The organism is Bradyrhizobium ganzhouense (genome assembly GCF_049949285.1).
Classification (GTDB): Bacteria; Pseudomonadota; Alphaproteobacteria; order Rhizobiales; family Xanthobacteraceae; genus Bradyrhizobium; species Bradyrhizobium ganzhouense.
On sequence record NZ_CP181318.1, the window covers coordinates 3,964,534 to 3,982,922 of the forward strand.

Annotated in this window: 20 protein-coding genes; 7 read left to right on the plus strand and 13 right to left on the minus strand. The window is 62.1% G+C overall.

Features of this window, described 5'->3' with window-relative positions:
• Positions 1 to 19: 19 nt before the first annotated feature.
• From ACLFLU_RS17880 to ACLFLU_RS17900, 5 genes are all read right to left on the minus strand, one after another.
• Entirely contained in the window at positions 20 to 574 is a 555-nt protein-coding gene (locus ACLFLU_RS17880; RefSeq protein ID WP_426413470.1) for a TIGR02281 family clan AA aspartic protease, read from the minus strand.
• 28 nt (positions 575 to 602) lie between these two features.
• On the minus strand, positions 603 to 806 hold the full coding sequence (locus ACLFLU_RS17885) for a DUF1289 domain-containing protein (RefSeq protein ID WP_426413471.1): 204 nt from the start codon (positions 804 to 806) through the stop codon (positions 603 to 605).
• Between the two features lie 44 nt (positions 807 to 850).
• Positions 851 to 2,446, minus strand: coding sequence for a sensor histidine kinase (locus tag ACLFLU_RS17890; protein ID WP_426413472.1), 1,596 nt, complete (start codon positions 2,444 to 2,446; stop codon positions 851 to 853).
• A 141-nt stretch (positions 2,447 to 2,587) separates the two neighbouring features.
• Entirely contained in the window at positions 2,588 to 3,865 is a 1,278-nt protein-coding gene (gene nhaD / locus ACLFLU_RS17895; protein WP_426413473.1) for a sodium:proton antiporter NhaD, read from the minus strand.
• 22 nt (positions 3,866 to 3,887) lie between these two features.
• Positions 3,888 to 4,760, minus strand: a complete 873-nt coding sequence (locus ACLFLU_RS17900; RefSeq protein ID WP_426413474.1) for an NAD(P)-dependent oxidoreductase — start codon at positions 4,758 to 4,760, stop codon at positions 3,888 to 3,890.
• A 189-nt stretch (positions 4,761 to 4,949) separates the two neighbouring features.
• On the opposite strand from ACLFLU_RS17900, the gene ACLFLU_RS17905 reads away from it, so the two are divergent.
• From ACLFLU_RS17905 to ACLFLU_RS17915, 3 genes are all read left to right on the plus strand, one after another.
• A complete protein-coding gene (locus ACLFLU_RS17905) occupies positions 4,950 to 5,387 on the plus strand; it encodes a VOC family protein (RefSeq protein ID WP_426413475.1) in 438 nt (145 codons plus the stop codon).
• Positions 5,388 to 5,440: 53 nt separating this feature from the next.
• A complete protein-coding gene (locus tag ACLFLU_RS17910) occupies positions 5,441 to 6,580 on the plus strand; it encodes a P-loop NTPase (RefSeq protein WP_426413476.1) in 1,140 nt (379 codons plus the stop codon).
• Positions 6,581 to 6,773: 193 nt separating this feature from the next.
• Positions 6,774 to 7,865: a TRAP transporter substrate-binding protein gene (locus ACLFLU_RS17915; RefSeq protein ID WP_426413477.1), complete on the plus strand. Its 1,092-nt coding sequence runs from the start codon at positions 6,774 to 6,776 to the stop codon at positions 7,863 to 7,865.
• Between the two features lie 420 nt (positions 7,866 to 8,285).
• Here the strand turns inward: ACLFLU_RS17915 and ACLFLU_RS17920 are convergent, their stop codons facing one another.
• The 6 genes from ACLFLU_RS17920 to ACLFLU_RS17945 all read right to left on the minus strand — a co-directional run bounded on the left by ACLFLU_RS17920 (position 8,286) and on the right by ACLFLU_RS17945 (position 13,170).
• A complete protein-coding gene (locus ACLFLU_RS17920; protein ID WP_426413478.1) occupies positions 8,286 to 9,206 on the minus strand; it encodes an aminotransferase class IV in 921 nt (306 codons plus the stop codon).
• A 33-nt stretch (positions 9,207 to 9,239) separates the two neighbouring features.
• On the minus strand, positions 9,240 to 10,019 hold the full coding sequence (locus ACLFLU_RS17925; RefSeq protein WP_426413479.1) for an amino acid ABC transporter ATP-binding protein: 780 nt from the start codon (positions 10,017 to 10,019) through the stop codon (positions 9,240 to 9,242).
• A 23-nt stretch (positions 10,020 to 10,042) separates the two neighbouring features.
• Positions 10,043 to 10,708 carry an amino acid ABC transporter permease gene (locus ACLFLU_RS17930; protein ID WP_426413480.1) on the minus strand — a complete coding sequence of 222 codons (666 nt, stop codon included), beginning with the start codon at positions 10,706 to 10,708 and terminating at the stop codon, positions 10,043 to 10,045.
• Between the two features lie 10 nt (positions 10,709 to 10,718).
• On the minus strand, positions 10,719 to 11,387 hold the full coding sequence (locus ACLFLU_RS17935; protein ID WP_426413481.1) for an amino acid ABC transporter permease: 669 nt from the start codon (positions 11,385 to 11,387) through the stop codon (positions 10,719 to 10,721).
• A gap of 98 nt (positions 11,388 to 11,485) precedes the next feature.
• A complete protein-coding gene (locus ACLFLU_RS17940; protein WP_426413482.1) occupies positions 11,486 to 12,319 on the minus strand; it encodes a transporter substrate-binding domain-containing protein in 834 nt (277 codons plus the stop codon).
• A gap of 53 nt (positions 12,320 to 12,372) precedes the next feature.
• Positions 12,373 to 13,170: a GntR family transcriptional regulator gene (locus ACLFLU_RS17945; RefSeq protein ID WP_426413483.1), complete on the minus strand. Its 798-nt coding sequence runs from the start codon at positions 13,168 to 13,170 to the stop codon at positions 12,373 to 12,375.
• Positions 13,171 to 13,509: 339 nt separating this feature from the next.
• Between ACLFLU_RS17945 and ACLFLU_RS17950 the strand changes: the two genes are divergently transcribed.
• The gene (locus tag ACLFLU_RS17950; RefSeq protein ID WP_426413484.1) at positions 13,510 to 13,938 is read left to right on the plus strand and encodes a YunG family protein; all 429 of its coding nucleotides are present in this window, start codon (positions 13,510 to 13,512) and stop codon (positions 13,936 to 13,938) included.
• Here the strand turns inward: ACLFLU_RS17950 and dmeF are convergent.
• Both dmeF and ACLFLU_RS17960 read right to left on the minus strand, forming a co-directional pair.
• A complete protein-coding gene (gene dmeF / locus ACLFLU_RS17955) occupies positions 13,858 to 15,129 on the minus strand; it encodes a CDF family Co(II)/Ni(II) efflux transporter DmeF (RefSeq protein WP_426413485.1) in 1,272 nt (423 codons plus the stop codon). The two genes, ACLFLU_RS17950 and dmeF, sit on opposite strands and share 81 nt — an antisense overlap.
• A 16-nt stretch (positions 15,130 to 15,145) precedes the next feature.
• The gene (locus ACLFLU_RS17960) at positions 15,146 to 15,421 is read right to left on the minus strand and encodes a metal/formaldehyde-sensitive transcriptional repressor (protein WP_426413486.1); all 276 of its coding nucleotides are present in this window, start codon (positions 15,419 to 15,421) and stop codon (positions 15,146 to 15,148) included.
• Positions 15,422 to 15,502: 81 nt separating this feature from the next.
• Here ACLFLU_RS17960 and ACLFLU_RS17965 point away from each other — a divergent pair, with 81 nt between their 5' ends.
• The 3 genes from ACLFLU_RS17965 to ACLFLU_RS17975 all read left to right on the plus strand — a co-directional run bounded on the left by ACLFLU_RS17965 (position 15,503) and on the right by ACLFLU_RS17975 (position 18,366).
• Positions 15,503 to 16,477 (plus strand): hypothetical protein, encoded by a 975-nt coding sequence (locus tag ACLFLU_RS17965; protein ID WP_426413487.1) that lies wholly within the window; start codon positions 15,503 to 15,505, stop codon positions 16,475 to 16,477.
• Between the two features lie 249 nt (positions 16,478 to 16,726).
• The gene (locus tag ACLFLU_RS17970; RefSeq protein WP_426413488.1) at positions 16,727 to 17,815 is read left to right on the plus strand and encodes a TRAP transporter substrate-binding protein; all 1,089 of its coding nucleotides are present in this window, start codon (positions 16,727 to 16,729) and stop codon (positions 17,813 to 17,815) included.
• A 95-nt stretch (positions 17,816 to 17,910) separates the two neighbouring features.
• A complete protein-coding gene (locus ACLFLU_RS17975; RefSeq protein ID WP_426413489.1) occupies positions 17,911 to 18,366 on the plus strand; it encodes a GNAT family N-acetyltransferase in 456 nt (151 codons plus the stop codon).
• The last annotated feature ends 23 nt before the right edge of the window (positions 18,367 to 18,389 follow it).

Consider the following 18,389-nt stretch of genomic DNA (forward strand, 5'->3'; position numbering starts at 1 on the left):
CGGACGGAGTGCGCCGCCCTTAATCGACCGCCGTGCGCGAGCGGCGGTGGCTGCTCTGAAGCTCCGGGTAGCCCGTGAGCATCAGCGTGTCGGAGCGCACGCCCCAGCTCTCCAGGCGATCGAGGAAGCTCATGCCGAGCAGATTAGTCTTCATCTGCCCGCGCTGGACGACCAGGGCCGGCACCGACTTCTCGACGAGATGGCCGACGGCGAGCCGGTCGATCGTGAGCCGCGCCGCCTTGGTGTGGCCGCCGGCGGTTTCGAGGTCGACGTCATATTCGAGCATCTCGAGCGGCAGCCCGATCGCCTTGGCGGTTTCCCAGGTCAGCACCACCGAGGTGGCGCCGGTATCGATCACCATGGGCGCGGCCACGCCGTTGATCTTGGCGCGCAGTGCGAACTCGCCGCCCTGGCCGCGCTGAATCTGCACGGCGGGGGCAGGCGTTGCCGTTTGCGCGCGAAAAATGTGCGAGACCTTGTGGCTCGCGCGCGCGATCTGGTCGGGATCGCCATAGGCGACAACGGCGCCGGCGGTGCCGGCGAGCGTGATGAGAACGAGCAGGAAGCGGATCATGGCGCGCCTCCGATGGCGCGCTCGCCGGTCAGGCCCGTTTCGATGATCCCGCGATCGGCTGCAAACCGGCGTCCACCATGCGCGTGGGCAACAGCGCCATCACTGCGAGCCGTTCCGCGCTCTTCATGGCGTGCCAGCGCGCGATCTCCGGCAAGGTCCGGCCGCAGCCGAAGCACAGCTTGGTCTTGGGATCGATCATGCAGACGGCGACGCACGGCGTTTCTTTGTTCATCCGGACATAGTGAAGGATTGGCGGGCATGTCTGCAAGCATGTGTTTACGAGCCCGTGCCCGCGCTCATGATGGGCTTGTGGCGCGGCCGGCGCTTCTCGTCGGGCACCATGGAACTCTCCGGCTGCAGCGGCGGCGCTTCCTCCGACAGCGGCGCGAGCGCACTCATCACGCGCTCCGGCGGGAAGGTGACGATCACCTCGGTGCCGATGCGCAGCTTCGACTTCAGCGTGAACGAGCCGCCATGCAGATCGATCAGGTTCTTGGCGATGGGCAGGCCGAGGCCCGCGCCCTGTTCGGCTGATTTGATCGAGTTGGAGCCCTGGCCGAACGAGGCGAGCACGACCGGGATCTCGTCCTCGGGGATGCCGGGGCCGGAATCCTTCACCGACAGATACTGCCCGCCCGAAGCGGTCCAGCCGGCCTTGAGCCAGATCTCGCCGCCTTGCGGGGTGAACTTGATCGAATTGGAGAGCAGGTTGAGCACGACCTGGCGGATCGCACGCTCGTCGGCCCAGAGCCGTGGCATGGCCTGCTCGAACACCTCGTGGATGGTGATGCCGCGGCTGGAGGCGCGCAGCTTCATCAGATGATGGCAGTCGGCGACGATGCCGACCAGCGACACCGCTTCCTCGTTCAATTCGTAGCGGCCGGCCTCGATCCGCGACAGATCGAGGATCTCGTTGATGAGATTGAGCAGGTGCACGCCGGAATTATGGATGTCGGCCGAATACTCCTTGTAGACCGGCACCGCATGCGCGCCAAAGATCTGGCTCTTCATCACCTCGGAGAAGCCGAGAATGGCGTTGAGCGGCGTGCGCAGCTCATGGCTCATCTGCGCGAGGAAGCGTGATTTGGCGACGTTGGCGGATTCAGCGCGGTGCCGCGCCTCGTCCGAGATCGCCTTGGCCTGTTCGAGCTCGCCGATCAGCGCGTCCTTCTCGGCGCGCGCCTCGAGCGTGGCGAAGGTCGAGGAGTGCAGGCGATGCGCCAGCAGCACGAAATAGCCTTCGGCCGCGAGTGCGAGCGCGGCCAGGATGTAATTGTCGAGCGAACCGCTCATCGCAAAGCTCAATGCCATTGCGACCGCGACCGGCGCGGTGGCGGCAAGCGCTGCGATCGGCAGATTGGCCGCAAGCATGCTCGACACTGCGATCACCAGCAGCATCAGGAACATCATCAGCGATTCCGTGACCATGTCGAGCACCGGATGGATCAGGATCGCCATCCAGCACAGGCCGTAGAGCAGGTCGAGCACGACAAAGCGTGTCCGCCAGGTGCGCGTCGCCGCAGGTGAGGAAGGCTCGGCCAGGAAGCGGCGGCAGTTGCGGGTCATAGCCACGTGAAGGCAGATCATGCCGGCGGTCCAGGCCGCGGCCGGGATCGGCTGCATCCACAGCCCGAACAGCACGCCGGTGGCGACCACCAGCAGCATCACGACATAGGAGGCCGACAGGCGCGTCTGGGCATATTGGCGCAACAGCTCGGCGTCGAAGGCCGGCCGGGTTCCGCTGGTCGACGTTAACTTATCGCGCGCCTCGCGCACCCGCTGCGACGCAGCCCTTCGGCTGCTCGCCGACGGAGCGCTGATTGGCTCGGCCGGAAGCTGCACAACTTCAGGCTTTTCAGCGGGGTTACTCATCAAGCAACAACGATTCCTGCCCACGTCGGACGCGGGCCTTCTGCATTGTCTATCTCTGGCAAGAAATCCTTAAGAGGTGACTTAAGGAGCTAAAGAATTACGTTAACCGGGCGTTAATTTGGATCCCGGTAACCGCCCCGCTCAGTGCAACCAAGCATACTGTGCGACATAGACCACGGCGCCGGCCAGATAGCCCGCAAGCGCGGGCACGGCGATGCGGCGGGCGTACCAGAGGAACTCGATCCGCTCGAGCCCCATGGCCGCAACGCCTGCGGCAGAGCCGATGATCAGGATCGAGCCGCCGGTGCCGGCGCAATAGGCGATGAACTCCCAGAGGAAGCTGTCGGGCTGGTAATGGCCGAGGTCGTACATGCCCATGGTCGCGGCGACCAGCGGCACGTTGTCGACGATGGCGCTGAGCAGGCCGAGCACGACGACGATGACATCCTGGCGGCCGATGACCGTCTCCAGCCACCGGGCCAGCATCGTCAGGAGGCCAGCATGTTCGAGGCTGGCGACCGCGAGCAGAATGCCGACGAAGAACACGATCGAGCCCATGTCGATCCGGGTCAGCGCATGCGCGAGCGAGAGGGGACGGCGCACGTGCTCGTCCTTGTCGCGATGAACGATCTCGCCGACCAGCCAGACGATGCCGAGGCCGAGCAGCACGCCCATGAAGGGCGGCAGGTGCGTCACCGTCTTGAAGGCCGGCACCGCGATCAGCACGCCGAGCCCGAGATAGAACACCAGATTGCGCTCGAACCTGTCGACGGCGAGCAACCCGTTGTCTTTCGGGGGCGCCGCAACGGTCTTGCCCTTGAGTGAAAAGCTGATGAATGCGAGCGGCACAAGCAGATTGACCAGCGAGGGCAGAAACACGCCGCTCATGATTTTCAGCGGCGAGATCTGCCCGCCGATCCACAACATGGTGGTGGTGACATCGCCGATCACCGACCATGCGCCGCCGGCATTGGCGGCGATGACGATGAGGGAGGCGAACAGCAGGCGGTCCTCGCGCCGGGCGATCAGCCGCTGCACCAGCGAGACCATGACGATGGTCGTGGTCAGATTGTCCAGAATCGCGCTGAGGAAGAAGGCCACGAACCCGACCAGCAACATCAGCTTGACCTGGCTGGTCGTGCTGATGCGGGACGTGATGACCTCGAAGCCGTCATGGGCGTCGATGACTTCGACGATCGTCATCGCGCCGATCAGGAAGAACACGATCTGCGCGGTGGAGGCGACAGACTCGTCGAGCTGACGCCCGACCAGCGCGTGATCGCCCGTCGTGAGCGCGTAGATTGTCCAGAGCAGGCCCGCGCCGAGCAGCGCGGACGCACTCTTGTTGACGCCGATCGGATGCTCGAGCGCGATCGCCGCATAGGCGAGAACGAAGATTGCGGCGAGCGCGATCAGCAAGGCAGGATCAGTCCGTCAGGTGTCAGCGATTGAGGCGCGCGAGCAGGCTCGACGTATCCCAGCGCTTGCCGCCCATCTTCTCGACCTCGGCGTAGAACTGGTCGACCAGCGCGGTCACCGGCAGATTGGCGCCGTTGCGACGGGCTTCGGCGATCGCGATCGAGAGGTCCTTGCGCATCCATTCGACCGCGAAGCCGAAATCGTACTTGTTCTCGTTCATGGTCTTGTAGCGGTTCTCCATCTGCCAGGACTGCGCGGCGCCCTTTGAGATGGTCTCGATCACTGCGGCGACGTCGAGGCCACTCTTCTTGGCGAAGTGGATACCCTCGGAGAGGCCCTGCACTAGGCCGGCGATGCAGATCTGGTTGACCATCTTGGTCAGCTGGCCGGAACCGGCGGGCCCGAGCAGTTTGCACATCCGCGCATAGGCGCCTGTGATGATCGGCTCGGCGCCGGCATAGGCGCCCTCGGCGCCGCCGCACATCACCGTCAGCACGCCGTTCTCGGCGCCGGCCTGGCCGCCGGAGACGGGGGCGTCGATGAACTTGAAGCCGGCCTTGGTCGCGGCCGCGTCGAGCTCGCGCGCGACTTCAGCAGACGCGGTGGTGTGATCGACGAAGGTCGCGCCCTTCGTCATGCCGGCAAAGGCGCCGTCGGCGCCGATCGCGACCGCGCGCAAATCGTTGTCGTTGCCGACGCAGCACATCACGAAATCCTGGCCTTCGGCCGCGGCCTTCGGGGTCGCCGCGGTCTTGCCGCCAAACTTGTCCGCCCACTCCTTCGCCTTGGCGGCGGTGCGGTTGTAGACGGTGACCTCATGGCCCCCTTTTTTCACGAGGTGTCCGGCCATGGGGAAGCCCATCACGCCGAGACCGAGGAAAGCGACTTTAGCCATGTGTGTGTCCGTAGCTTGAGTTTTACGGTTGCAGCCGGGCGAGGGGCGCCAGCCGGGGGTCCTGAGGTTCCGCCTGCGGGCGGGCCGGGCGCACCATAAACCCTTGCGGCCGGAGGGCAACGGCTTCGTTGGGCGGCCTCCTGTGCTAGGATGGCGGACCTCAAGGACTTCAAAACAAGGGAGCGAAGCATGGGCGGCATAAGCGTTGGCGTGCTCGATCATTTCAACATCCGGACCCGGAATCTGGCCGAGACGGTCCGCTTCTACGAGGACGTGCTGGGCCTCGAAAAAGGCGCCCGGCCGAATTTCGCGTTCCCGGGGGCCTGGATGTACAGCGAGGGCAAGCCGGTGGTGCACCTCGTCGATATTTCGCCGACCTCGGAGCCGCAAAAGCCGGATTCCGGCGTCGTCCACCACGTCGCCTTCGTCAGCCGCGGCTTTGACGGCATGAAGCAGCGCCTGGCCTCCAAGGGCATGACATTCGACTCTCGCCAGGTGCCGGGCGGCGACCTCTGGCAGATATTCGTCCACGACCCCAACGGGGTCATGATCGAGCTCAATTACGAGGCGGCCCACGAGCAGGGGGCAGCGCCCGCCGAGATGGCTGACGATATCGGCAAGCAGTAGCCTTTTTGCCGTTTCCGCTCTAATGGGGCATCCTGAACTTTAGGAGATGCGCTTTGAGCGTGACGCAGCAACAGGTTCTCGACAGCCTCGGCCGGATCAAGTCGCCGCGCGGGGTCGTGCTCACCAATGCCAACGTGCTGAGCCCGATCAGCGCGTCCGACGGCAAGGTGTTCTTCTCGATCAATGTCGACGCCGCCGAGGCGCGGGCCTGGGAATCCGTCCGCGCCGAAGCCGAGGCCGCCGTGCGCGGCATTCCCGGCGTCACCACCGTGATGGTGGCGCTGACCGCCGAGCGTAAGGCCGGAGCCGCACCGCCGCCGCCAACCCCGAGCCGCGGCGCACCCGGCGTGCAGCCGGTCCACGCCCACAAGCCGCCGCCGCAGGGCGGCGCCCAATCGCCGATGGCGCGACAGTCCGAAATTCCGGGCGTCGCCGCCGTGATCGCGGTCGCCTCCGGCAAGGGCGGCGTCGGCAAATCGACCACCGCACTCAACCTGGCGCTGGGCCTGCGCGATCTCGGCCTCAAGGTCGGGCTGCTCGATGCCGACATCTACGGCCCCTCGGTGCCGCGCCTGACCGGCCTGCACCAGAAGCCGGAGCTGGACGGCGAGCGAAAAATGATTCCGCTCAAGCGTTTCGGCCTCGCGATCATGTCGATCGGCTTCCTGGTCGAGGAAGAGACCGCGATGATCTGGCGCGGCCCGATGGTGATGTCGGCGGTGACGCAGATGCTGCGCGACGTCGCATGGGGCGCGCTCGACGTCCTCGTCGTCGACATGCCGCCGGGCACCGGCGATGCCCAGCTCACGCTGGCGCAGAACGTGCCGCTGAAGGGCGCCGTGATTGTCTCGACCCCGCAGGACCTGTCCCTGATCGATGCGCGGCGCGGGCTTGCCATGTTCAAGAAGGTCAACGTGCCAGTGCTCGGCATCGTCGAGAACATGAGCTATTTCCAGTGCCCGCATTGCGGCACGAAATCCGACATCTTCGGTCATGGTGGGGCGCGCCACGAGGCCGAGAAGCTCCAAGTCCCGTTCCTGGGCGAAATCCCGCTGCACATGGCGATTCGCGCCAGCTCGGATGCCGGCACTCCGGTCGTGGACAGCGAGCCGGATGGCCCCCATGCGGCGATCTACCGCGCCATCGCGGGACAGGTCCGGGACCAGCTCAAGGGCGTCATCGCAGCCACTTGAGCGGGTTGTCTGGGGACATGCGACTTTCGTCGCCCCCCGTCATGCCATTGTCGCGTTCCGCGGCAAGGGCTTCCGTGTTAAACGCCACGGCAGCGAAGCCCCTTCGGTTCGACGCGGCTAGACACGTGTCGTCGGAATGAGCGGCAGCAAAGAGGAAGTTCGGGGACACGCCCCAACAAGGAGAGACCTGAAGATGAAGCGTCGTGATTTTCTGAAAGTGTCGGCAGCAGGCGCGGCGGCAACCGCAGCAGTAGCCTCGCCGGCGATCGCGCAGTCCTCGCCCGAGATCAAGTGGCGCATGACGTCGAGCTTCCCGAAGTCGCTCGATACCATCTATGGCGGCGGCGAGCAGGTGGCGAAGTACGTCGCCGAGATGACTGACAACAAGTTCCAGATCCAGGTGTTCGCGGCCGGCGAAATCGTCCCCGGCCTGCAGGCGCTCGACGCGACCTCGAACGGCACGGTCGAGATGTGCCACACCGTGTCGTACTACTACGTCGGCAAGGACCCGACCTGGGCGATCTACGCCTCGGTGCCGTTCGGCCTCAATGCGCGCCAGCAGAACTCCTGGTGGTACCAGGGCGGCGGCCAGGAGCTCGGCAACGAGTTCTTCAAGAAGTCGAACGTGATCGGCTTCGCCTGCGGCAATACGGGCACTCAGATGGGCGGCTGGTTCCGCAAGGAGATCAAGACCGTTGCCGATCTCTCCGGCCTGAAATTCCGCATCGGCGGCATCGCCGGCCAGGTGCTCCAGAAGGTCGGCGTGGTGCCGCAGCAGCTCGCCGGCGGCGACATCTATCCGGCGCTGGAAAAGGGCACCATCGACGCCGCCGAGTGGGTCGGCCCGTATGATGACGAGAAGCTCGGCTTCGCCAAGGTCGCCAAGTACTACTACTATCCGGGCTTCTGGGAAGGCGGTCCGATGGTCCACGCCTTCACCAATTTGGACAAGTGGAATTCGCTGCCGAAGAACTACCAGGCGATCCTCACCAATGCGATGGCGAACGCCAACAGCTGGATGGCCGCACGCTACGACATGCAGAACCCGGCCGCGCTGAAGCGTCTGGTCGCCGGCGGCACCCAGCTCCGTCCCTTCACCAACGAAGTGCTCGAGGCCTGCCTCAAGGCGACCAACGAGCTGTGGGGCGAGATCTCGGCCAAGAACGCCGACTTCAAGAAGTCGATCGACGCCATGCAGGCCTACCGCTCCGACGAATATCTGTGGTGGCAGGTCGCCGAGTACACCTACGACAGCTTCATGATCCGCTCGCGCACCCGCGGCTGATCTTCGAGCAAGTCGTCAGACCAAATGGCCCGGCCTCGTTCGCGAGGCCGGGTTTTTTCTTGGGCGAGGCGGCAGGGCGCACCCAAAATCCGCAAAACAACCCCATGCACAGTAGACTCAGATTGAGAGAGCATCGCGCTGTGGATGCCGCCAACAGTTTGACGCGTCGTGGCAAATCGGCGGAACGACGCATTTATGGTGGAGGTCGGGATCAGCGCGCCAATTCGCCAGACAGCGAGCATCGTTCGCTGCGCTCGCACTGACGCGTGGATACGTGGGCTTGACCCGTCGGGCAAAACAGTGGCATAACGCAATAATCGAATAATCCGAAATTGTCGGTTCCGATCTTGGGCTACGGCGATGACTGAGAGCTGACGGCGATCGGTCGCGGCGGCAGGCCGTGGTCCCGGTGAAACGCTCTCAGGACGAAATGAACTCTGCGTACAGGTCGGCCATGCGCCGCGTGACCGGACCGGGTTGCCCCTGTCCGATTTTTCTGCCGTCGACCTGAGCCACTGGCGTGATTCCACCCAAGGTACCGGTCACGAATGCCTCGGACGCATTGTACACCTCAGCGAGCGTGAAATCATGCTCGCGAACCACTCCGCCGTCGCGACCGAACAGGGAAATCACCTTCTGGCGCGTGATTCCTTTGAAATTGAAGCGGCCCGTCGAGGTCCACAATTCGCCGCCCCGTACAATGAAGAAGTTGGTGGAATTGCAGCTTGCTACGAAGCCGTGCGGGTCGAGCATGAGCGCCTCATCCGCGCCTGCGTTGATGGCCTGAATCAGCGCCTGGATGAAATTGAGCCGGCTGTGCGAATTGAGCCGGAGGTCAAAAACGTCCGGTCCACTGCAGCGAATGGCGGAGGTGAAAAGACTCAACCCCTTGGTCTTCGATTCCGGCTTGGGTGTCTTGTACTCAGCCACGATCACGATCGTCGGCTGGCCCAGCGCAAAGCGCGGGTCCTGATTGGGAGTCTTCTTCCGGCCGCGGGTCACCATCAGTCGCGCATGAGCGCCGTCAGTCATATCGTTCTTCTTGAATGTCGACCAAATGGCGTCGACCATTTGATCCCGCGTCAAGCCGATGTCGAGCTCGATGGCGCGTGCTCCTTCGTAAAGGCGATCCAGGTGGTCGTTCAGCGCGACAATCTTGCCTTTGACCAGACGGATTCCTTCCCAGACGCCATCGCCAAGGACAAAGCCGGCATCGAAGACCGAAACTTTCGCCTCGTCCCTTCGGAAGAATTGACCGTTGACGAAGATCATGACGCCGTCGTTGCGATCATCGTCGACATAGCCCTGCGAGCTGGTCTTGCTGGTGGTGAGTGTTGTCATCTGGAGGGTCTCCCGGATACTTCCGCCGCGCGCCTAGAAGGAAAATTCCGTAAACCGGCTCAGGAAGGCGCGCGTGCGTTCCTGCTTCGGATGCTTCAACACTTCGTCCGGCGTGCCCACTTCGTGGAACACGCCATCAGCGAGGAAGATCACTTTTGTCGCGTAGTGATAGGCAAAGCCGAGTTCGTGCGTGACGAGCAGCATTGTGCGCCCCTCATCGGCAAGCGCACGGATCACGCGCAAGACCTCGCCAACAAGCTCCGGATCGAGCGATGACGTCGGTTCGTCAAACAGCAGGATCTCGGGCGTCATCGCCAGCGCACGCGCGATCGCGACGCGCTGTTGCTGCCCGCCGGAAAGGCGGCCAGGATAGGCGTCAACCTTGTCCGCCAGGCCGACCTTCTGAAGCTCTTTCAGCGCGCATTCGCGCGCCTGCTGTTTCCTCATCTTCTTGACTGTCACCAGGCCCTCCATGGCATTTTCGAGGACCGTCATGTGCGGGAAGAGGTTAAACTGCTGGAACACCATCCCGACGCGCTCTCGAACGGCACAGAGCTCGCTCTCGGCGTAGCGCCTCTCGTCGGGATCGGCTCCGACGGGCTTTCCCAGGACCTTTCCGTCCAGCTCAATCGATCCCGAGGTCGGGCTCTCCATGAAATTGAGGCAGCGCAGAAATGTGCTCTTTCCGGAACCGCTGCCTCCAATGATCGCGACGCGCTCGCCGGGCTCTACGGCAAAATCGACCCCTCGCAAGACATGCAGGTCGCCAAAGCGCTTGTGCAAATTCGACACGCGAAGGATCGATTTCGACATCGCACCGTCTCCAGGACCGGTCATCAACTGTTGCTCGCCATGCGACGTTCGAGCTTCATCGAGAGATAGCTGCCGGGATAGATCAGCAGGAAATAGATCAGGGCGACCGTGGTGAGGATCTCGAGCGGGCGGTAATAGGTCGAGCTGAGGAGCCGCCCCTGATACATAAGCTCGTGAACCGAGAGTACCGAGGCGAGGGACGACATCTTGGCGACCTCAATGGCGCGGTTGGTAAAGGCCGGCAGCATTCTCTTGAACACCTGCGGCAGGATGACCCTCCGCAACACGGCGGCCGGCCGCATGCCGAGCGCCTTCGCGCCCTCCCACTGGCCAGCCGCAATCGACTCGATGCCGCCGCGGAAGATCTCGGCAGAATAGCTCGACGTATTGAGGCTCAGCCCCAGAAGAGCGGCGACGAATGGCGACAGTTGAACGCCGATGATGATCGGGAACGCGTAGAAGAACCAGATCAGCTGGATCAGCACCGGCGTATCCCGGAATAATTCGATATACAGAAGGCTCGGCACACGCAGCCATGGAGCCTTTGAAAGCCTGCACAGCGCCAGGAGGAAGCCGAGAGCGAGACCGATGGCGATGCTCGGCACCCAAAGCTGTATCGTGACAAGCAATCCGCGCAGGAGGACCGGAAGGCTCTGCAGGATGAGCGAAAAATCGAAATGATAATTCATGATCGCTGCCTCACCGCCGGTAAGCGGTCATGCGGGCTTCGGCGAAGCGCGCAAGGGTGCTGGCGGCAACCAATAGAACGACGTACATCAGCGCGATGGTGGTATAGACCTCGAGCGGACGAAAGGTCTCGCTATTGACCAGCATCGCCTGGTACATGAGATCGGCGTAAGCGAGGGTAGATGCGAGCGCGGTCGTCTTGGTCAGTTCGAAGGAGCGCTCGACGAACGGGGGAAACATTCGCGTGAGAGCTTGCGGAAGAACGACGCGGCGCATCAGCTGCGATTGCTTCATGCCAAGCGCTTTAGCGCCTTCCCATTGGCCGCGCTCGACGGAAACAATTCCGCCCCGAAACACTTCCGCATAGAAGGCGCCGGATTGCGTGGACAGCGCAAGGATCGCCGCGACGAAGGGATCGAGGCTGACGTTTGCAACGACGGGAAGCGCGTAGAAGAACCAGAAGAAATGAACGATGGGCGGCGTGTTGCGATAGAACTCGATCAGGATCATGGCCGGATATGATAGTGCGCGCTTCGGCGAAAGCTTCAGAAACGCAAGCACCAATCCGATCACGACGCCAAGGGCGATCGAGATGACCGCGATCTCGACCGTGTTGATGAGCCCCGTAACAAGCAGATCCGAGCGCGCCAACACGGGCGCGAAGTCCCATAGGTAGGTCATGATCCCTTGACCATCATTCTCTACGGAAGGCCTCTGGCGAGAATGCCGACCAAACCTCGTCGCCTAGCAAGACGGAACGAAATACGAGATGCGTGCGCTCACCAGGATTCCTTTATGAGTCCCGGAATTCCTGAAACGTCGATGTTTTTCGACTTGAGATAGGTGTTGAACAGCTGATTGGGGACGCCGGCTTTGTAAAGCTCGGCAAATTGACCGTTCACCCAGTCGCGAAATGCGGTGCTCGGCTCCTTGCGCAAACCCGCGCTGGTCGCCACCGGAGCAACAGGCTCCGGCAAGATCACCTTGCCCAGCTTCAGCCGCGCATATTGGACCACAAGGGCGGGGTGGAACTGGACGACGACGTCGACACGCTTGGCGGCGAAGGCCGCTATCGCCTCATCGTTGTTCGAAAAGCGACTGATCGTAGCCGACTTAGCCATGGCGGTCACGTTCTTGTCGAGCGAGGTGCCAAGGGTCACGCCGATGCGCGTGCCCGGCTTGTCGATTGCGGTCCAGGATGTGAACGCGGCGTTTTCGGGGACAAGCGCGCCCATCGCGTAGTAAAACAGCGGCGCGTCAGGAAAATCGATCGCCTTCCTTCGCTCTTCCGTCGGATCGAGAACGAACATCAGGTCGATCTGGTTCGCTTGCAGCGCGGCAACGGCATTGGCCCATGTTGTCTCGACAGGTATCAGTTCCACGCCGAGGTTGGCGGCGAGCTTCTCGCCCATGGCAACGCCGACCCCGGTCCATTTCTCGGACAGCGGATCTTTGAAGAACCAGGGCTCCGCCGAGGTGACCCCGATACGCAACTGCTTTCTCGCCTTGACCTGGTCCAGTGTCGATGCGTCCTGTGCGAACACGGGCATCGCGTTGAAGCTCGCCGCGGCGCCCGTGGCGAGAGCCAGAAAATGTCGCCTGCTGAAATCCATTTTCATTCTCCTTTGAGGGGCATTCGGCCGTGGCTTTCGCGGCGTCTGTTCGATCAACTTCGACTGTTCGCGAGTTTGGCTCGCCGCGACGCCGACGCGCCGGCCTCGTTTACGGTGGAAGGAGGCGAGGGCCGTGCGATCGGTTCCTGCACGCGGGTCGCGAGAAAAGCTTCCGTCTGGCTCCCGCCGCGCGCCATGTGGCTGGTGATCTCCTGTCGGAGATCCTCAAGGTTATCGCCAAGCGCCGTTCTGACGTAATCATCGTGGCCGTCACGCCGGGGGCCACGGATGCCGTGCGCCCTGTGGTGGGCCGCCCAATAGAGCTGGAGCCGACCGCGAATGCTTTCCCAGGTCTTCAGAAGGATTCGGTGTCCGGTCGCCTCATAAACAAATCCGTGCAGTTGGAGCTCGGCCGAGATGCTGGCCGCGTCATCCTGTGCGTCGATGCATTGGGTCAAGGCGTCATGACGACCAACCAGGCCCTGCCGGAACTGTTCATCGCGGCGCATCCAAATCTGCTCGAATGCAAAGATCTCGATATTGACGCGCATCGAGTAGATCTCGCGAACGTCCTCGACGGAGAGATCGACGACGTGCGTGCCAGTGTACGGGACCGTCACGAGCAATCCTTCGTCGATCAATTGACGCATCGCCTCGCGCAGCGGGCCCCTGCTGACACCGAACTGATCCGCAAGATTGGCTTCGATGAGCTGCGAGCCTGGCTCGATGTCGCCGCGCAAGATTGCTTGCCGAAGTCCTTCGACGATATGCGCCCGGAAGGTGGACTTGGGGACGCGCGCAAAGCGGCTGGCGCCGCGCTCGTCCCTCTCGCCCAAACGAACTTCCTTCATGGCACGATCGTCTTTCGGTAAGTGATCGATTGTCAACAATCTTGCACTTGCCGCTTCTTCCGTCAAGCCGAGGTTCTGCACATTAATTGGGCGGCTGAATGAGCCGGCTGGCACGCGCTTTGGAACGAGGGGCGAGAGGTTACCGGCTGCTCCCTGGATCCTCGGAGCATCAAGGGCCAAGCCGTGACACGTTGCTCGGTCGTGGAAGGCGAGGTCCACGCCAGCGAAGGCAAAGCCGTCTCGCGGTCATATCCTCTTGACAGGTCGCGGCAACGACCGCGTTGCTTGCACGCCTTGCTGCACCCGAAATTCGTTCAACGCCGATCCCTGGAATTGACGATGAGCTTCGATCCCGTTGAGGTTCAAAGCGCGCTGCGCAAGGCGTGGTCGTTGTCGACGGCCAGCCAATGGACGGCGGAGAATCCGGCCGCAGGGCAATGCAACGTCACGTCGCTGCTCGTTCATGAGCTCTTTGGCGGCGACTTGCTGAAGACGCCGCTGCCCGCCGGCGACCACTTCTACAATCGGATCGAAGGCCGCAGGTATGATTTCACGGCGAGCCAGTTCGAGCAGCCGATCGCCTACGTGGATCTACCTGCAAATCGGGCCGACGCGGAGCTCGGAGCCACACATGACGAACTGGCTGAACTCAGAGCCGCATTTCAGAAGCACCGCACCAAGTCGGAATTAAACAACGCTGGCTGTGACCGTCCGGTCGATGTGTTTGACTTCAATGGTCAGGTGCGAAAGCGATCGGAACCGCGTTAGCTTGGCTCGATAGTATTGCTCTTCGTTTTGCTTTGTGGTCGCAACCGAGACAATTGCGCCGAGATGACCGGGTCCCAATCGCCATAGGTGAAGGTCAACGAGCCGATCGCCGTCCTCTTCGATCGAACGTTTGAGATTCTCGGCCATGCGACGATCGGGATTCATGTCGAGGAGAATTGCACCGGTGTCACGAATAAGCCCGATCGACCAGCTGGCAATCACACACGCGCCGATGATCCCGGCCAGCGGGTCCATCCAGAGCCAGCCAAAAGCGCGTGCGAGCAGAAGGCCGACGATAACCAGCACCGATACCGCAGCATCCGCCATGACATGGACGAGAGCAGCCCGCATATTGTGATCGCGCGCCGTCGATCCATGCGCGTGTTCATGTTCCTCAAACGACAAGGGATACGTCTGCGCGCCGATCCTGACATTGGCTTGAAAAGCGTGCGGCTCAGGAATTTCTTCGACGGATTCCAGATAGTCGCCGCGATCCTCAAGGGTGAAAATCTGCCGGGTGCCATCCGGGCGCGTAGTTTCCACGGACGTAGCTGCCGCCGAAAGCTTGACGCCAGTCTTTTCCGAGCGGAGCCGGAAGCGAGGGGGCACGCCGTCCTCGAAGACTTCCAATGTCACGTCACCATCATCGGTCGCGATCCGATGCGTTTCGCCATCGTCGTCATGGTGTGCGTGATTATGGCCGTGGCTATGCCCGTGACCATGATCGTGGCCCCCGCTAAGAAGCCACGCACTGGCAACGTTGACCGCAAGTCCAAGAACCGCAATCGGTATCGCTTCGGTGAAATGGATCGGAACCGGTTCGAAAAGGCGGCTGACGGCCTCATAGCCGATCAGCAGCGCGATCATCGCCAGGATGATGGCGCTTGTGAATCCAGCCAGGTCACCCAGCTTGCCGGTCCCGAACGTGAACCGCGGATCATCCGCGTATCTCCGAGCGTAGGTATACGCGAGCGCCGCAAGCAACAGAGCACCTGCATGCGTGCTCATGTGAAGCCCGTCGGCAATAAGCGCGATTGATCCAAACAACCAGCCACCGACGATTTCGGCGACCATCATCACGCTGCACAGCCAGATCACTGCCCACGTTTTCCGCTCGCTTCTTTGATGCTCCTCACCAAGGAACACATGGCTATGAAGGGCCGGAAAGGCCGCGCCACTGGTCTCGCTCATAGCAATCCTCTTCCGCTTACTTCAGGTACGTCCGCACGACCTCGATCAGGTCCTCGGCTCCCTTGGCCTTTTCCGGGTTCTGCTCATGGGCAGGATCGACCACGTGATGGCGGATGTGATCTTCGAGAAGCTCGACCGTCAGTCCATTCACGGCCCCTCGAACCGAGGCGACCAGCATCAGCACATCGGCGCAGCCGAGCTCGGCTTCCAGCGCTCGCTCGATCGCCTCGATTTGTCCCTTGATGCGACGGACGCGGCCGGTGAGCTTGGATTTGTTCTTGATCGTATGCATGGAGATAATATAAGGGGGTACCCTATATAGATCAAGAGCCGTTTGGTGCTCCCGAGCGTGAGAATTGTGCCGAGCAAGCCCATGAAGCCGACATTGATTTACCGAGGGCTTCTCCTGTTCGTGGCGGCCGTATGGGCGGAATCCGCCGCGGCGCACGGCATTGCCGGCAACCGCTATTTTGCCGGGACCATGACTTTCGACGATCCGGCAGTTGCCGATGAAGCGATCGTGCCGGACTTTTCATACCTCAGCTATCCGACCCAAGGCAGCAACGCGGTCGAGAACCGTATCAACTGGGCTTTCGCACGGCTCCTGACGCCAACGCTCGCAGTAACGCTCGATGGCGGCTGGATCCATCAGAATTGGCCAATCGGTCACACCTCTGGCTTCGACAAGACCAACCTCGGCCTCAAATACGAAGCCTACCGCGACAACAAACATGAGACGCTGGTGTCAGTGAGCCTTGCCTGGGGCATTGCTCACTCCGGGTCTATCGGTGTTGGAGCGGACGCGCCAAACACGATCCTACCCGGCATCACCTTCGGCAAAGGGTTTGGAGATCTTCCGGACTCACTCTCGTGGCTTCGTCCATTCGCTGTGACGGGCTCAATCGTTGACGAAGAACCTGTCGGCTCAGGCGGCCGCGCCCTTGTGCCTAACCTCGCGACGGGCAGCTTCCAGAATCTTTCTTCGCCTGCCGTCGAAACGCTGCATTGGGGCCTCTCCATCCAATACAGCACGCTCTATCTGACCAATCGCTTCACGGGTTCTTCGCCAAAGGATGAGCCGCTTAACCAATGGGTACCGCTGGTCGAGTTCAGGTTCGACAGTCCACGCGGCCAAAAGACGGTCGCAACCGCCAATCCCGGCGTCGCCTATGTTGCCGTGACGTGGCAGGTCGCGGCGGAGGTGATTCTGCCGATGAACCACGCAGGGGGAAATGGTCCCGGTTTTAGGGCTCAGCTGTTGCTCTTCCTTGATGATCTGATGCCATCAGTGTTTGGTAAGCCGCTCCTGACTGGTCCGGCTCCCGACCACCGACAGATCGCGTGGTGAGGAGGCGTATCGCCGCCCACCAGTGTGGCCGCGTCCTCGGATTCCGCTTTGGTCCTTTTCAGACCCGAAGCCGCGCTCGACTTGCGTCCGTCGCTGATCTTTCGAAAGAGTCGCAAGACCGCAAAGGCGGCCGGCCCTTTTTCTTTGCCGCAGTGCGATCACGATGGCATTCGTCAGGTCCTTGCGCCATGCTGCCCTCCAAGCCTCGACAAGAAGGCTCACAATCACAATCCATCAGGGTAGGACATCATGAAAAGACGAGACTTCATCAAGGTTACGGGACTGGCGGCGGCCGGTGCTGCCACGCTCGCTTCTCCCGCGATCGCGCAGTCGATGCCGGAAATCAAATGGCGGATGCCGACGAGCTGGCCGAAATCGCTCGACACGCTCTATGGCGGCGCCGAGATGATGAGCAAGATGGTTGCGGAGGCGACCGACAACAAATTTCAGATCCAGACCTTCGCGGCCGGCGAGATCGTGCCAGGCCTGCAGGTGCTGGACGCCGTGCAGAACGCCACCTGCGAGATCGGCCACACCGCGTCCTACTATTATTTCGGCAAGGACCCGACCTTCACGTTCGGTTCGTCGGTGCCGTTCGGCCCGAACATGCGCATCAACCAAGCCTGGTACATGCTGGGTGGGGGCAAGGAAATCCTCAACGAGTTCTACAAGAGCTACAACGTCGTCTCGCTGCTCGCCGGCAACACCGGCTGTCAGATGGGCGGCTGGTTCAGGAAAGAGGTCAACACCGTCGACGATCTCAAGGGCCTGAAATTCCGCATCGGCGGCTTCGCCGGCCGCGTGCTGCTAAAGCTCGGCGTGGTGCCGCAACAGCTTGCCGGCGGTGACATCTATCCGGCGCTTGAGAAGGGCACCATCGACGGCGCCGAATGGGTCGGCCCCTATGACGACGAGAAGCTCGGCTTCTACAAGATCGCGCCGCACTACTACTATCCCGGCTGGTGGGAGGGTGGGCCGATGCTGCTCGCCTTCGTCAATCTCGACAAATGGAACGCGCTGCCGAAATATTACCAGAGCGTGCTCACGCAGGCCGGCCATTACTCCAACAACTACATGATGGCGCGCTACGACCAGGCCAATCCGCTGGCCCTGAGGAAGCTGCTCGCCAACGGCACCAAGCTGCACGCTTTCTCGCCGCCGATCATGGATGCCTGTTACAGGGCGGCGAAGGAGCTGCACGACGAGGTCTCGGCGACCAACCCCAACTTCAAGAAGGTCTACGAGTCGCTCACCAAATTCTCCAGCGACAGCTACGCCTGGTTCCAGGTCGGAGAAGTCGGCTACGACATCTTCATGGCGCGTCACTCGCAGAGCTGAGTGCGGCGGACGTCGCAGCGCGATCTTCCAAACAGCGAAAGCCCGGTCTCGTAAGGTAGGCCGGGCTTCCGGCCTCCGTGGAGACTTGCCCAATCATGCAGATTGTGTTCCGCCGAGCTCAATTGACAGATCTTCCGGCCATCGTTGCTCTCCTGGCAGACGATGCCTTGGGACAGCAACGGGAGGATGCGAGCTCGCCAACAAACACGAAATACGTCGATGCGTTTCAGGCCATTCTTGCCGATGCCAACCAGCTGCAAATGGTAGCGACCGGGAACGACGAGGTGATTGGCACCCTTCAACTTTCCTTCATTCCCGGACTGGCACGGAAGGGCGCCTGGCGCGGACAAATCGAGGCGGTGAGAATCGCCGCGACACACCGGGGATCCGGCGTTGGGCAGCAGATGTTCGAATGGGCGATAGGCCAATGCCGAGCCAGAGGTTGCGATCTTGTCCAGCTCACGACCGACAAGACGCGCTCCGATGCTCACCGCTTCTACGAGAGGCTGGGATTCGTCGGCAGTCACTTGGGGTACAAGCTGATGCTTTAGCGTTGAACCCCGTCGGGCAGTCA